This window comes from Sciscionella sediminilitoris, assembly GCF_000737195.2.
Taxonomy (GTDB): domain Bacteria; phylum Actinomycetota; class Actinomycetes; order Mycobacteriales; family Pseudonocardiaceae; genus Sciscionella; species Sciscionella sediminilitoris.
In genome coordinates this window covers 1-14,311 of sequence record NZ_JALM01000088.1, presented here as the reverse complement: position 1 = coordinate 14,311, position 14,311 = coordinate 1, and the positions used below count along the sequence as shown (strand labels likewise).

The window sequence follows — 14,311 nt, the reverse complement described above, 5'->3', positions numbered from 1 at the left end:
CCCTGACTGTCCACAGTGGACTACCAACTGGCGAGCATCGTGCCCGCGAGCCCGAGGACGACCGGGACGACCCCGAGACAGAAGAAGGCGGGGAGGAAACAGCAGCCGAGCGGACCACTGACCAGCACCCCGCAGCGCTGTGCTTCGGCGTTCGCCGCGTCCTCGGATTCGGCGCGCATGCGTACCGCGAGTCCCGCGGCGACCTCGGCGAGCGCGGTACCCGAGCGCGCGCTGCGTACCGCCGCGCTGCCCAGGGCCTCCGTGGCGGGTTCGGCGAGCGCGGGCCGCCATGCCTGTTCGGCGTCCGCACCGAGAGCGAGCAGATCCGCGGTACGCCGTAACGCACCGGCGGCCGGATCCGGCAGATTCCCCGCGATCACGGTCACCGCGCGGGGTACGTCGAGTCCACCCCGCAGACAGGCGGCGAACAGGTCCCAGCTCGCGGCCAGGCGGACCGGTGAGACCCGTCCGGCCTGCCGGGCCGACCTCCGGCGCAGCAGTTCCACGAGCACACCCGAACCGAGCCCGGTGAGCGCGACCTGCCCGACTCCCGCGCCGAAGGTGGCCAACAGGGCTCCCACGGCGATCGCGGCGAGAACCGCGAGCCCATAACGCGGTAGCCGCATCGCGGGCAGCTTCCGGGCACGGATCGGCACCGACGGCCAACTGACCACGCTCAGGGCGAGCGCGAGCGCGGCGAGACTGCTCAGCATGGCAGCACCCGCTCGGTCAGGCGCGCGGTCCAGGTCAGGCCCACACAGATGAGGCCGACACCGATGAGCAGCAGCACTCCACCGGCCCCTGGCCGACCGAGCACGCCGAGCGGATCGGCGCCGATCGCCTGACCGAGTACGACCCCGGCGACCGGGAGCGAGGCGAGTACCCATCCGGAGGCCCGCGCACCGGACAACTGGGCACGCAGGTTCGCCGCCGAACGCACGCGGTGCTCGACATCGCGCTGCAGCGCGGCGAGCAGTTCGGCGAGGGCGAGGCCGTGCGTCACCGAGAGCCGCCAGGCCGAGGCGAACCGGTCGAGCTCGCCGGTGAGCTGCGGCAGCTCCGCCGCGCGTGCGGCGAGCGTGTCCTCGACCCGCGCACCGATCCCCGCTGCGTCGGCGATGCCCGCGAACACGGAACCGACCTCGGGGGTCTCGGCGGCGCTGGCCGCGGCGAGCGCCGGATGCGCACCCCTGCGCAGTTCCGCCACCATGGCCTGCAGCGCCTCGGCGAACCGCCGCGTCGCGCTGGTTCGGGCTCGCACACCGCGCGCGGCGCGCCACCGGCGCAGGGCCACGAGCACCGCGAGGGCGAGGGCGGCGCCGATGAACGGTCCGCGTGCCACGGCGAGCGGTACGGCACAGACGATCGCGAACGCTGCCGGCCAGCGCAAGGCGACACCGGTCAGCCATGCGGCACACGCAGCCCGGTCGAGTCCGGCCGAATCCCGCCTCGCGCCTCGCGGCCGCGCGGGAAGCACGAGCAGCGCGGAGGCACCGGCGGCCAGGCCGAGGCTCAGCACGCGATCACCTCGGCGCCCCGGTTCGCCAGCAGGCGCAGCAGCTCGTCCTTGCCCGCTGCCCAGTTCGCCCGGCCCGCGGTGTCCAGCCGCCAGGCGGGTACGGCGCGCACATACGCTCCGCGCCGGGTGAGTACCGCGATCTCGGTGAGCCGCCGGACACCGGTGCCGTCCCTGCGCATGGCCAGCACGAGCTGCACGGCCGCCGCGAGCTGACTGTGCAGGGCGGCCCGGTCGAGCCCGGCGAGGGCTGCCAGGGCTTCGAGGCGTGCGGGTACCTCCTCCGGCGCGTTCGCATGCAGCGTTCCCGCACCACCGTCGTGCCCCGTGTTCAGTGCGCTGAGCAGATCGCCGACCTCGACGGAGCGCACCTCGCCGACGACGATCCGGTCGGGGCGCATGCGCAGGGCCTGGCGCACGAGGTCGCGCTGGGTCACCTCACCCGCGCCTTCGACATTGGGTTGTCGCGCGATCAGCCGGACGAACTGGGGATGATCGGGAGCGAGTTCCCCGGCGTCCTCCACGCACACGATCCGCTCCCCGGCCGGAACGCAGCCGAGCAGCGCGGAAAGCAGGGTGCTCTTTCCCGATCCGGTGGCTCCGACGACGAGAAAGGCCAGCCGTGCGCGGACGATGGCACGGAGCAGCTCGGCGGTCCGCTCGTCGAAGGTGCCGAGCCTGCGCAGCTCATCGAGGTCGTGCCGGGCCTGCCGGAGCACCCGCAGGGAGATGCAGGTCCCGTCCGCGGCGACCGGGGTGAGCACCGCGTGCAACCGCACCTGCCTGCCACCGGCGGTCAGCCACCCGTCGACGTAGGGGACCGCCTCGTCGAGCCTGCGCCCCGCGGCAAGAGCGAGGCGCTGCGCGAGCCTGCGCACACTGTCCTCGCCGGGAAAGCACACCCCGCTGCGGCGCAGGCCGTCCGCACCGTCCACCCACACCTCGTCCGGTGCGGTCACGAGCACATCGCTGACCTGGTCATCCCGCAGTAGTTCCTCGAGCCTGCCGAATCCGGTGAATTCGGAGTCGAGCACGCGCAACGCGGTGAGGACATCGGCGTCCCCGGCCACCCCGCCGTATTCGGCGCGCACCGCCTCGGCGATATGGGCCGGGTCGAGGCTGACGCCATCGCAGGCGAGCCGATCCCGCACCCGTTCGATCAGTTCCTGGCCGATCATGCGGCGTTCCCCGCCGCGGGCAGGTCCCGGACCGCCGCCCCGAGCACGACGAGCGCCGCGGACGCGAGTGGTCCCTTCCCGTAGTCGAGCAGTCGCCCGGCCTCGACGGTCGCCGGGAGCGCGGCTTCCGAACGCATCGCCACCAGCAGGGGAACACCCACCTCGGCGGCGACCTCCGCGGGCCGCATCCCCGCGGGCGACGGCCCGCGCACCACCGCGCACGGCTCGGCGCCCGCTTCAATGGCCCGACCGGCCAGACCCTTCGCGGCCGCGCAGGCGCGCAGCCGGGCGGGGACGAGCACGGCACACAGGTCGGCGCGGCTCAGCGCAGCGCGGCCACCGTCATCAAGGCTGCGGCCGATATCGCACACGACGGTGTTCCCCTCACGCACTCCGGCGTCGAGAACGGCACCCACCGCCTGCGCACCGGGTGGCGCGGCACCGGGCGGACAGCCGAGCACCGCGACCGTCGCCCCGCGGACCACTCGTGCGGGCAGGGCCGAACGCAGTGAACCGCCGGTGAGCCTGCCGTCCGCGAGCCGGAGGCCGGGCCAGCGCATCCCGTCGAGCTCGCCGAGCCCGACCGTGCCGTCGAGCCCGCCACCGAGCGGATCGCAGTCGACGAGCAGGGTGTCCCGGCCGCGGCGCGCGGCGGCCGCGGCGAGGGCACCGGCGAACACCGAAGCTCCCGCGCCACCGCACCCGCCGAGGACGGCGATCACCGTGCCCTCCCCGGCATCCGATCGCTGCGCCGATTCGGCGAACAGCGCGGACAGTTCGGGTTCCTCGGCGGGCAAGGTCACCACCAGCCGGGCTCCGAGGGAGAGCGCGGCCGCCCAGGTACGTGGTCCGGGCTCGCTCGCACACACCACGGCGATCCGGTCTCTGCGCGGAAATTCCGCCATGGCAAGGCGTTTGGCCATCACCTCGTCGAGTACCACGACCGGAGCTCGCTGCCAGGCCGCACGGGCGCCGGGCTGTCCGTCCACCCGCTCGACGGCGATGTCCGCGGCGGCCGCGCAACGCAGCACATGCCCGCGAAGCTGCTCGTCCTCGACCGAACACACCGCGACCGAAGAGGACCGCTCCGGGCGCGAACCACCCCGACGTGACGACGAAACCACAGCGACACCAACACTTTCTCCACAGGGAGCCCCCAAGTCGCGGGTGTGCACCGCACGCGACGAACCCCCAGGTTCACGTTCGCCTGCTGACGAACCTGCCTCAACCGTGAACCTCGACGAGAGGCGCAGCAATACGGCAACCACAATCTGTGGACAACCTGCCGCGCTGTGGATAACCGGGCATACAAACGAAACCGAGCCTGGACATGGGACGACCCCCGCCAGGGGGGAGGGACGGGGGTCGTCGGAGGTTCAGCCCCGGGGGGTCGAGCTGAACCGGTCTTGAGATGTGCTCGTTGCTTCCACTGTATAACGGCAACCCGGGAAACCGCTGCATTCTCGACAAATTCGCAGTCAAATTCCCCTCGGTTGACCGGATTGTCATCGCCACACGACGATACGTGGAGCCGATCGGAGCATCCCGGCCGAACAAGCCGGACGACTACGAGCAGTTGCTGAAACGGTGCACCCGATCGAGCACTTGAAGTGACGCCAATCACTAGGTACACATAGAGGTGCGGACGGCGATACGGCCAGGAACTTCCCGAAGATAAGGGTTGTTTCACCCCCGATCGGAGTCCGTGCGCGGATTCCAGGCACCCACGCTCAGCATGCCGCGGGAGGCTTGTCGACGATGGACCGGGTATCGGGACGCCGAACCCCTGGACCACGTACAGTTCGACATTCGTTGCAGCTTGGTAACCCGTGAATCCGCGCGGAGGCGGCGGCCGCTTCTCGGTGATGCGCGTGGCATCCACCGATGAGGCGGGCGCCGCCTTGTTTATTGTCGCCGGGTTTGCTGTCTCCACCTCGGCGCTGTCTGTGGCAGGTTATCCACAGCCGGGGGAATCCATCCACAAGCGACGTTCGGGCCGTTGACGGCCGACTCCGCGCGTGAGTAACTTGCTTTCACCGGCCCTACTGGGGAATTCGTTTTCACAGGCGGTGCCCACTCCGTCAAGTGGGTGTGGAGGCAGACGTGTCGAAGAGTGTGTCCAGGCGCGCGGCCTGTGCGCTCGGTGCCGGGGTGGCCGCGGCGGCCGCGGTCCCCGCACTGTCCTTCGCTTCCACGGCAGGGCGAGCACCGGAGGCCCCCGGCATGGCGGACTGGGTGGAGAAACAACTCGGCGGCATGTCCCTGCGCGAGAAGGTCGGCCAGCTGTTCGTGACCCCGGTGAACGGGCAGTCCGCCGACGAGGTGAATCCCAAGAACCGCAAGGAATTCGGCGTCGACACCCCGGCGCAGATCGTGGAACGGTACGCGGTCGGCGGGATCATTTACTTCAACAACAGCGATTTCGACAACATCGACACCCCGCGGCAGATCGCCGCCCTGTCCAACGGCCTGCAGCAGGCCGCGGTCTCCTCGAACGCGAAGCTGCCGCTGCTGATCAGCACCGACCAGGAGGGCGGGTACGTCGCGCGGATCACCGGGCCATACGCCACGGATGTCCCCGGCAACATGGCGATCGGGGCGAGCAGGAGCACCGCGGACGCCTACGCCGAGACCGCCATCCTCGGTTCCGAACTGCGCGCCATGGGGATCAATCAGAACCACGCGCCGGATGCCGACGTCAACACCGAGCCGACCAACCCGGTGATCGGGCTCCGCTCGTTCTCCAGCCACCCGGAGCTGGCCGCTCAGCTGGTGCGCGCGGCGGTGCGCGGTTATCAGGAAAGCGGCCCGCCGGATCGCACGACGAGCGCAGCGGTGAAGCATTTCCCCGGCCATGGCGGTGCTTCCAGTGACAGTCACACCAGCCTGCCCACGATCAAGCGCAGCCTCGAACAGTGGCGCAAGACCGACGCGGTCCCGTTCCGCGCGGCGATCAAGGAAGGCGTGCAGGAGGTGATGAGCGCGCACATCGTGATGCCGGAGATCGACCCCTCCGGTGAACCGGCGACCCTCTCCCCGCGCATGATCACCGGACTGCTCCGCGAAGAGCTCGGCTACGACGGCCTGATCAGCACCGATTCGCTGCGGATGCAGGGCGTGCGGGAACTGCATCCGGATGCCGAGATCCCGGTGCTCGCCCTCAAGGCCGGCATCGACCAGCTGCTCATGCCCGTGGACCTGAACCTGGCCATCAACTCCGTGCTCAAGGCCGTCCAGGACGGGAAGCTCACCGAATCGCGCATCGAGGAGTCGGCGCGCCGGGTCCTGCGGCTGAAGTATCAGCGCGGGCTCGCCCACTACCGGCCGGTGGATCTCGCCGAACTGCCCCGCCGCGTGGGCACCGCGGCGAACCGGGCTCGCGCGCAGGCCATGACCGATCACACGATCACCGTGGTGCGCAACGACGCGAAGCTGCTCCCACTGCACAAGAAACCGCGCTCGGTCCTGATCACCGGCTGGGGCGAGACGACCACCAAGAACCTGGCCGGCGCGATCGGCAAGCGCGGGGCGAACACCCGGGTCCTGGCGACCGGGACCGAACCGGGCAAGGCGCAGATCACCGAAGCGGTGGCAGCGGCGAACTCCGCCGAGCTGACCGTGGTGCTGACCAACGGGGATCCGAAGGGAATGCAGCCCCAGCAACAACAACTGCTCACCGAGCTGATCACCACCGGGAAACCGGTCATCGCGGTCGCCGCGCAACGCCCGTACGACACGGGTTTCGTGGACGCGCAACGGACCTGGCTGGCCACCTACTCCTCCTCGGCCGCCTCGATGGAGTCGCTGACCAAGGTCATCTACGGTGAGCTCGGCCCGCGCGGGAAGCTGCCCGTGGACGTCCCCGTCGGTGGCGACACCACGAAGATCAAGTACCCGTTCGGAACGGGGCTGCACTGGTGAGCCTCGGACGCCGCTCCTTCTTCACCGCGGGCGCGCTCGCCGCACCCGCGCTGACCCTGTCCACCACCGCGACCGCCGCGGCACCCGGGCAGCAAGGCACCGTTCCGGTCCGCACCGGGGCCGATCTGCTCGCGGCGGACCGGTGGCAGGCACTGGCCGGGCGCAAGGTCGGGGTGCTCGCCAACCCGACGGGTGCGCTCACGAACCTGAGCCACATCGTGGACGACATGGTCGAAGCCGGTCACCGGCCGCTGGCCGCGTTCGGACCGGAGCACGGTTTCCGGGGCACCGCGCAGGCCGGTGGTTCGGAGGGCGACTACAAGGACCCGCGCACCGGGATCTCGGTGTACGACGCGTACGGGGCGAGCGTGGACAAACTCGCCGGGTACTTCCGCAAGGCGGGCATCGACACGCTCGTGTTCGACATCGCCAGCGTGGGCGCGCGCTTCTACACCTACATCTGGTCGATGTACACGGCGATGCGCGCGGCCGTGCGCACCGGCGCCTCCTTCGTGGTGCTCGACCGGCCGAACCCGATCGGCGGCGAAGCATTCGGGCCCATGCTCGATCCGGCCTTCGCCAGCGGGGTCGGGCTCAAACCGATCACCCAGCAACCCGGGATGACGGTGGCCGAGCTGGCGAAGCTGTTCGACACCCGATTCCTTCCCGAGGACGAGGGACGCGGACTCGCGAAGCTGGAGATCCACCGCTGCCGCGGCTGGCGGCGGGACCGGTTCTTCGCCGAGACCGGGCAGCCCTGGATCATGCCGAGCCCCAACATGCCGACCGCGGACACCGCGCTCGTCTACCCCGGCACCTGCATGTTCGAGGGAACCAACCTGACCACGGGGCGCGGCACCACCAGGCCGTTCGAGATCATCGGTGCCCCGGGCATCGACTGGCGGTGGGCGCAGGCGCTCAACGCGCTCGACCTGCCCGGGGTGCGTTTCGCGGAGACCTACTTCGTGCCGACCTTCTCCGATTTCGCGGGCAAGACCTGCGGCGGCGTCGCGCTGCACGTGCACCAGCCGCACCGGTTCGATCCGATCCGCACCGGGGTGGCGATGCTGGTGACGGCGAAACGCGGTTATCCGTCCCTGTTCGGCTGGCGCAAGGACAACTGGATCGACAAGCTCACCGGATCCGCGCGGTTGCGCACCATGCTGGACAAGGGCGCGGACACCGAGGACATCGTCGGTGCCTGGCAGCCCGAACTCGAGAAGTTCCGCCGCACCCGCCGTCCCTTCCTGCTGTACTCCTGAGACCGTCCCGCGAGAAAGGGAGATGAATGCTCGATCGGCGCACGTTCCTGCTCGCGTCCGGGCTCGCCGGAACCGCCGCGCTGACCGCGGGTAGCCTGCCCGCGGTGGCCACGCCCGGATCATCCGCCCTCGGCCGGTTCGACCTGCCGCAGTCCGGCTTCGCACCGCCGGGCACCCGGCTACGGCACGGCAGCCCCGCGGGCCTCGGCCTCGATTCCCGCACCATCGCCGAGACGCTGCGGGCCGTGACCGGCTACGCCGAACCGGACAACGGAACCCCGCTGTTCCCGGGAGCGGTGACATTGCTCGCGCACCACGGCACGATCCTCGCGGAGGAACCGACCGGCTGGGCATTGCGCTATGCCGACCGGGAGGGCACCGAACTCCCGATGGCCAGCCGGATCCCGATGCGCGCGGACACGATCTTCGACATGGCCTCGATCTCGAAGCTGTTCACCACGCTCGTCGCGCTGTCCCTGCTCGAGGAGGGCACGATCGCGCTGGACACCCCCGTCGCGAAGTACCTCCCCGGCTACGAGACCGGCGGCAAGGCCCCGATCACCCCGAAGATGCTGCTCACCCACACCGCGGGACTGCCGCCGGATCCGAAACCCACGCTGTGGCAGGGATATCCGGACATCCCGGCACGCAAGAAGGCCATCCTCGACACCAGGATCAAGACCAAACCCGGTACGGCCTACGAGTACTCCGATCTGAGCATGCTCTCGATGCAGCTGCTGATCGAACACGTCACGGGCGCCTCCCTGGACGAACAGGTGCACGAGCGCGTGGTCCGCCCGCTCGGGCTGCGCGACACCGGCTACAACCCCTCGCTGCGGCTGCGCGAACGGATCGCACCGACCGAGTACGAGGTGGGTGAGGGTTCCTCGAACCGCGGCCTGGTGTGGGGCCGGGTGCACGACGAGAACGCGTGGTCGCTCGGCGGGGTCGCCGGGCACGCCGGGGTGTTCTCCACCGCACACGATATGGCCGTCATCGCGCAGATGGTGCTGAACGGCGGCAGCTACGCGGGCACCAGGGTACTGTCCGAGGCCACCGCCGAGCTGATCTTCACGAACTTCAACACGGCCTTCCCCGACGACGCGCACGGGCTGGGTTTCGAACTCGACCAGATGTTCTACATGGGCGCCCTGTCGAGCCCGGAAACCGCAGGGCACACCGGATTCACCGGAACCACGCTCGTCATCGACCGGCTCTCCCGCTCGATCGCGCTGCTGCTCACCAACCGGGTGCACCCGAACCGGGACCGGGGCAGCATCAACCCGGCCCGCCAGCAGGTGGCGACCGGACTCGCGCGAGCCATGCGGGTGCCCCCGGTCGCCGGGAACGACTACTGGACCAGTCGGATCGGGGACAGCAGCACGGCGACGCTGACCACCGCTGCGTTCGACACCGGGCTGCGCTCGGCCGTCCTCGAATTCCACGCCTTCGTGGACACCGAGGTCAGCGACCCGCTCACGGTCGAGTTCTCCACCGACGCGGGCAAGACCTGGACCCCACGAGCGGTCACGGCGAGCGGGCCGGGCGCACCGCAGGGATCGGTGCCCAGCCTTTCCGGGCACGGTCATCGGCGCTGGTGGCAGGTCACCGCATCGATCCCCGAGGCCGCACGGGCCCCGCGGATGCAGGTGCGCTGGCGGTACACCACCGACAAGCAGTACACCGGCCGCGGCGTATGCGTGGACAAGGCGCTCATGTACGCGGGCAGGCAGAAACTGTTCGACCTGGAAGACGATCCCGGCGCCGTGACCGGCGACGGCTGGGTCAGGGCACGACATTGACCCTTCGGAAACGGGTTAGTAAGTTTCCCACGTGACCACCAACGGGCCTTCCGACGGCGGGACCGCGAGCCCACTCGTGCGGATCCGTTCACTCGTCCCTGGGCTGGCGAAGGCCGAGCAACGGGTGGCCAAGGTCGTGCTCGCGAATCCGGCCGCGGTCTCGCGCACCAGCATCACCGACGTGGCCGAGGCCGCCAACACCTCGGAGACCACGGTCACCCGGTTCTGCAAGGCGATCGGGCTGCGCGGCTATCCCGAACTGCGAATCGCGCTCGCCGCGGAGAGTGCGCGCACCGAGGCACGCCCGAACAACGACCTCGGCGCGGACATCACCGCCGAGGACGATCTCGGCCAGGTGGTCGGCAAGCTCGGCTACGCCGACGCGCGCGCCGTCGAGGAGACCGCGGGCCAGATCGACATCGGAGTGCTCGATCGCGTGGTGACCGCCATGGCCGCGGCGGGCAGGGTGGACGTCTACGGCGTGGGCGCGAGCGCATTCGTGGCACTGGACCTGCAACAGAAACTGCACCGGATCGGCCGGATCAGCTTCGCCTGGAGCGATACGCACATCATGCTCACCTCGGCCGCGGTACTCGGACCGGGCGATGTCGCGGTCGCCATCTCGCATTCGGGGGCCACCGCCGAAACCGTCGAGGCACTCCGGCTCGCCGCTCGGCACGGCGCGACGACCGTGGCGATCACCAACTTCCCGCGGTCCCCCATCGCCACCGTCGCCGAGCACGTGCTGACCACGGCCGCACGGGAGACCACCTTCCGTTCCGGCGCGACGGCAAGCAGGATCGCCCAGCTCACCGTCATCGACTGCCTGTTCGTCGGCATCGCGCAGCGGCACATGGGCACGGCGATGAACGCGCTCGACGCCACCCGCAGCGCGGTCGGCGCGCACCGGCTCGACGAACGTTACGACGGACGACGGCGCCACCCAGGCGAGCCGCACGAGACGAAGGAACGGTGAGCATGCCCCAGCAAGGCGCCGAACAAGTGCGGGTCGAGGCCCCGACCGAAGCACGCAACCCGCGCACCACCGATATCGACCAATTGTCCACAGTGGACGTCCTGCGCAAGATCAACGATGAGGACGCCCTCGTCCCGCGCGCCGTGGCCGCGGTGCTCGAGGAGCTCGCGATTCTCGTGGACGCGGCGGTCGAGGCGATCCGCGCGGGCGGTCGGGTGCACTACGTCGGCGCGGGGACATCCGGGCGGCTCGCGGTCCTCGACGCCGCCGAACTCGTGCCCACCTACAACGTGCCCGAGGATCTGTTCGTCTCGCACCACGCCGGTGGCGCAGAGGCCTTGCGGACCGCGGCCGAGAACGTCGAGGACGACACCGAGAACGGGGCCGCCGAGATCCGCGAATCGGCGACCGGCAAGGACGTCGTCGTCGGGCTGGCCGCTTCCGGGCGCACCCCGTACGTACTCGGTGCGCTGCGGGCCGGGCGCGAGCTCGGCGCGCGGACCGCGCTCATCTCCGCCAACCCGCAGGCCGAGGGCAACGCACTGGTCGACGTGGCACTGGCCGTGGACACCGGTCCCGAGGTCATCGCGGGCAGCACCCGGATGAAGGCAGGCACCGCGCAGAAGCTGATCCTGAACGCTTTCTCCACCGCCGTGATGATCAAGCTCGGGCACACCTACTCGAACTTCATGGTCAGCATGCGGGCCACCAACGCCAAGCTGCGCGGGCGCACCCTGCGCATCCTGCAGGAGGCCACCGACGCGGACGAGCAGCGCTGCGCGGAGGCGCTGGCCGAGGCGGACGGCGACATGAAGACCGCGCTCGTCACCCTGCTCGCCGAGGTGAGCAGCGCGCACGCCTCGGACGCGCTGCGCGCCAGCGACGGGAACGTGCGCAAGGCACTCGCGGCCCTGTGACGCCCCTTCAGCCCTCCTGGTCCCGGTACTCCCGCCTGCGCTGCTCCTCGCGGTAACCGTAGGCGGCCTGCCGGACCGCGGCATCCGATTCCAGGCTCGAGCCCATCGCGCCGGCGATCACCCCCATGGTGGTGAAACCCCAGGCCAGGATCAGGTACGTGCCCGTCCCCACCGGGTGCCCCAGCGTGCTGACCAGCAGGGATTCGGGCACCAGGAAAGCCGCGATCCCGAGGTTGATCGCGAACAGGCCGAGGTAGAGCACGCCGACACCGACGAACAGGGTCACCACGGTGGAGGCGTTGTAGAGCACCGCGAGCCTGCGGAACCCGGAAGCGCGGTGCTTGCCCCGCTCCCACAACCGATGGGCCGCGATCAGCCAGGACACCAGCAGCACCACCGAGGCCACGGCCGCGAGCACCCGGCGAACCGGATCCAGCAGGTCGCCGATCTGCCAGATGGTGCTCGAGGACAGACCGAACGCGCTGGTCCCGAGTGCCGCGGCGAGCGCACTGGACAGGCCGAAGATCAGCCGCCACGGCCGGTTCGCGCGCACCATGCCCCCGATCAGCCGCGGCCACCCCGGAGCGGGGGCGACCGTGTACCGGTGCCCCTCGTCGAGGTTCATCCGCCGCACCGAGGACCGCAAGGCGGGCGCGGCCTCGCCGAGCAGGTCACCGAGCAGCCGCAGCACCACCCGCCGCAGACCCCGCTGGGCACCGAATCCGCCGACCGCGGGCAGCGAGACCATCGCGGTACCCCGCCCGGTGTCCGTCTCGGCCAGCAGCGGCCGGTCCCGCAGCAGCAGCGGAAGATCGGTCACGCAGATCGCGTACGTCCACTCCCGCGACTCGCGGTATTCGGTCACCGCGTCCAGGATGCGCGCACTGTCCGCCTCCCCCGCGGTCACCGGATCGGAGACGAGTTCGACGCGCCAGCAGCGGCCGGTCCGCTCGCGCAGCCACTCGGTGATGTCCTCGGTCAGCCTGGTACCGATCGTCGTCGGCAGATCGGGATCGGTGACCAGTCCCAGTACCGCCTCGATGGGATTCGTATCCTTTCGCCACATATCGGAGGGACACGGTGCGGGCGCCCCACTGACCGGGCCCCCGGAAATCCGGAACGAATCGCGCCGCTCACCCGGTGGCCGCGTCCGCGATCCCCTTCGCCTCGCGGGCTCCCGCCTCGATAGCCTCGCAGTTGAACAGCACCCATTCCCGCAACGCCTCGGCACCACCCTCGGCAAACGCTTGCGCAAGCGCGGCGTAGCGCGGTCCGGCTCGGAAAGCCGCGACCTCGGGGACGATGAGGCCCTTGGCGTCCAGCCCGGTCCCGATCACGGTCAGCCGGGTCGCGGCACGAGCGACCACTCCGTTGGCGACGGCGAACGGGCGCAGGGCGAGCAGCTCACCGTGCACGACGGCGACCAGCACCGGCGCGGGCACCGAGGTCTCCCCGGTGAGCAGCCGGGCGAGCAGATCGAGCCGTCCGCCGTGATCCTCGATGCTCGGCCTGCCGAGGGTGTCGACGTCCTCGACGAGGTCGGCGGCGGCGAGCACGTGCAACCGCGCAAGCGCTTGCAGCGGCGCGCGTTCCCAGGTGGACAGCAACGGGCCGAGCGCCTCGGCCACCCGCAGGGCTCCCGCGAGCACCGGATCCTCGACATCGGCGTCCTCGGGGAGCGCGGGGCTGCCCCCGTCGAGCGCGGCGGAGGCCCGGGCGGCGCGCACCGAGGCCTCGGCAGCGGTTGCGGCCCAGCCGCGCCGGTTCGCCGGATGCCGGTGCACCTCATCGACCGCGGCACGGGCGGACTCGACGGCATCGGCCACGCCGTCGAGATCGAGTAGCGGAGCGAGGGGGTCGGTTGCGGACGCCATGGATGACACCGTATCCCCTCCTTGATCGATTACTCCGCCGATTGGAGCAATGACCAGTTGTGCTCACGACCTACACGCAGTAGATAGGTGCATAGCACAGATTGTTCAGGTCGCAACTATCGCGGCGAACAACACAGCTACCAAAGGAGGTAGTGAGAAATGGCCAGTACCGAAGAGACCAAGCCGGTCTCCGATCCGGCACCGTTCGGCCTCGCCAGCTTCGCGGGGACCACCTTCGTACTCTCCCTCGTCAACGCCGGTCTGGTGGCCAAGGACGTCGAGCCGGTCGTCCTGCCGCTCGCCCTGTTCATCGGCGGTCTCGGCCAGTTGATCGCCTGTGTCTGGGAGATCAGGAACAACAACACCTTCGGCGCGACCGCCTTCGGCACCTACGGCGGGTTCTGGTGCGCCTTCGCGTTCTTCGTCTGGTTGTTCAGCGAGAAGATCCCGGAGAACCACGCGGCGACGGCGACCGGACTGTTCCTGCTGATCTTCGCCGTGTTCACCGCGTACATGACGATCGGCGCGCTGCGCACGACCGCGGCACTGGCTTCGGTGTTCTTCTTCCTGTTCCTGACCTTCCTGTTCCTGACCCTCGGTGAACTCGCCGCGGAGTCGCTCGGCAAGATCGGCGGCTGGCTCGGTCTGCTCACCGCACTGCTCGCCTGGTACACCTCGTTCGCAGGAATCCTGAAGGCGACGTTCAAGCGCGATGTGCTGCCGGTGCGGCCGCTGTCGTGAAACGGACGTAACCACTAAGTTCGACACTACGAACACCCGCGCAAAGGAGCCACGCCATGGCAGAGTCAGAAAGCCCAGCCCTGGACAACCTGCTCACCGAGAGCAGGACCTTCCCGCCGAGTCA

12 protein-coding genes are annotated in these 14,311 nt (G+C 70.1%); 6 read left to right on the top strand and 6 right to left on the bottom strand.

All coding sequences use genetic code 11. The features are described from left to right. Positions 1-20 precede the first annotated feature (20 nt). The 4 genes from AD72_RS28795 to ssd are packed head-to-tail and all read right to left on the bottom strand — an operon-like array spanning position 21 to position 3,818. The gene (locus AD72_RS28795) at positions 21-713 is read right to left on the bottom strand and encodes a type II secretion system F family protein (RefSeq protein WP_231645010.1); all 693 of its coding nucleotides are present in this window, start codon (positions 711-713) and stop codon (positions 21-23) included. Continuing rightward, the gene (locus AD72_RS28790) at positions 707-1,519 is read right to left on the bottom strand and encodes a type II secretion system F family protein (protein WP_051899123.1); all 813 of its coding nucleotides are present in this window, start codon (positions 1,517-1,519) and stop codon (positions 707-709) included. The genes AD72_RS28795 and AD72_RS28790 overlap by 7 nt, the downstream gene beginning before the upstream one ends. Further along, the gene (locus AD72_RS28785; protein WP_197285107.1) at positions 1,513-2,691 is read right to left on the bottom strand and encodes a TadA family conjugal transfer-associated ATPase; all 1,179 of its coding nucleotides are present in this window, start codon (positions 2,689-2,691) and stop codon (positions 1,513-1,515) included. Before AD72_RS28785 ends, AD72_RS28790 begins: the two co-directional genes overlap by 7 nt. Then, complete coding sequence (ssd, locus tag AD72_RS28780) at positions 2,691-3,818, bottom strand: septum site-determining protein Ssd (protein ID WP_051899122.1); 1,128 nt, start codon at positions 3,816-3,818, stop codon at positions 2,691-2,693. The genes AD72_RS28785 and ssd overlap by 1 nt, the downstream gene beginning before the upstream one ends. Positions 3,819-4,797: 979 nt before the next feature. Between ssd and AD72_RS28775 the strand changes: the two genes are divergently transcribed. The 5 genes from AD72_RS28775 to murQ are packed head-to-tail and all read left to right on the top strand — an operon-like array spanning position 4,798 to position 11,572. Then, entirely contained in the window at positions 4,798-6,615 is a 1,818-nt protein-coding gene (locus AD72_RS28775) for a glycoside hydrolase family 3 protein (RefSeq protein WP_156365408.1), read from the top strand. Further along, positions 6,612-7,877, top strand: coding sequence for an exo-beta-N-acetylmuramidase NamZ family protein (locus AD72_RS28770; RefSeq protein ID WP_031469764.1), 1,266 nt, complete (start codon positions 6,612-6,614; stop codon positions 7,875-7,877). The genes AD72_RS28775 and AD72_RS28770 overlap by 4 nt, the downstream gene beginning before the upstream one ends. A 26-nt stretch (positions 7,878-7,903) precedes the next feature. Next, positions 7,904-9,679: a serine hydrolase domain-containing protein gene (locus tag AD72_RS28765; protein WP_031469763.1), complete on the top strand. Its 1,776-nt coding sequence runs from the start codon at positions 7,904-7,906 to the stop codon at positions 9,677-9,679. A gap of 31 nt (positions 9,680-9,710) precedes the next feature. After that, positions 9,711-10,655, top strand: a complete 945-nt coding sequence (locus AD72_RS28760) for a MurR/RpiR family transcriptional regulator (protein WP_031469762.1) — start codon at positions 9,711-9,713, stop codon at positions 10,653-10,655. Positions 10,656-10,657: 2 nt separating this feature from the next. Further along, positions 10,658-11,572, top strand: coding sequence for an N-acetylmuramic acid 6-phosphate etherase (gene murQ, locus AD72_RS28755; protein WP_031469761.1), 915 nt, complete (start codon positions 10,658-10,660; stop codon positions 11,570-11,572). A 7-nt stretch (positions 11,573-11,579) separates the two neighbouring features. On the opposite strand, the gene AD72_RS28750 is transcribed toward murQ, so the two are convergent. Both AD72_RS28750 and AD72_RS28745 read right to left on the bottom strand, forming a co-directional pair. Continuing rightward, entirely contained in the window at positions 11,580-12,638 is a 1,059-nt protein-coding gene (locus tag AD72_RS28750) for a hypothetical protein (protein WP_037347673.1), read from the bottom strand. A gap of 67 nt (positions 12,639-12,705) precedes the next feature. Further along, a complete protein-coding gene (locus tag AD72_RS28745) occupies positions 12,706-13,446 on the bottom strand; it encodes a Fic family protein (RefSeq protein WP_031469759.1) in 741 nt (246 codons plus the stop codon). 159 nt (positions 13,447-13,605) lie between these two features. Between AD72_RS28745 and AD72_RS28740 the strand changes: the two genes are divergently transcribed. Then, positions 13,606-14,187: an acetate uptake transporter gene (locus AD72_RS28740; protein WP_031469758.1), complete on the top strand. Its 582-nt coding sequence runs from the start codon at positions 13,606-13,608 to the stop codon at positions 14,185-14,187. Positions 14,188-14,311 lie beyond the last annotated feature (124 nt).

Excerpts from the sequence above, each read along its gene's own strand:
- murQ (WP_031469761.1), top strand. The coding sequence starts at position 10,658 with ATGCCCCAGCAAGGCGCCGAACAAGTGCGGGTCGAGGCCCCGACCGAA.
- AD72_RS28745 (WP_031469759.1), bottom strand. The coding sequence starts at position 13,446 with ATGGCGTCCGCAACCGACCCCCTCGCTCCGCTACTCGATCTCGACGGC.
- AD72_RS28740 (WP_031469758.1), top strand. The coding sequence starts at position 13,606 with ATGGCCAGTACCGAAGAGACCAAGCCGGTCTCCGATCCGGCACCGTTC.
- AD72_RS28750 (WP_037347673.1), bottom strand. The coding sequence starts at position 12,638 with ATGTGGCGAAAGGATACGAATCCCATCGAGGCGGTACTGGGACTGGTC.
- AD72_RS28765 (WP_031469763.1), top strand. The coding sequence starts at position 7,904 with ATGCTCGATCGGCGCACGTTCCTGCTCGCGTCCGGGCTCGCCGGAACC.
- AD72_RS28795 (WP_231645010.1), bottom strand. The coding sequence starts at position 713 with ATGCTGAGCAGTCTCGCCGCGCTCGCGCTCGCCCTGAGCGTGGTCAGT.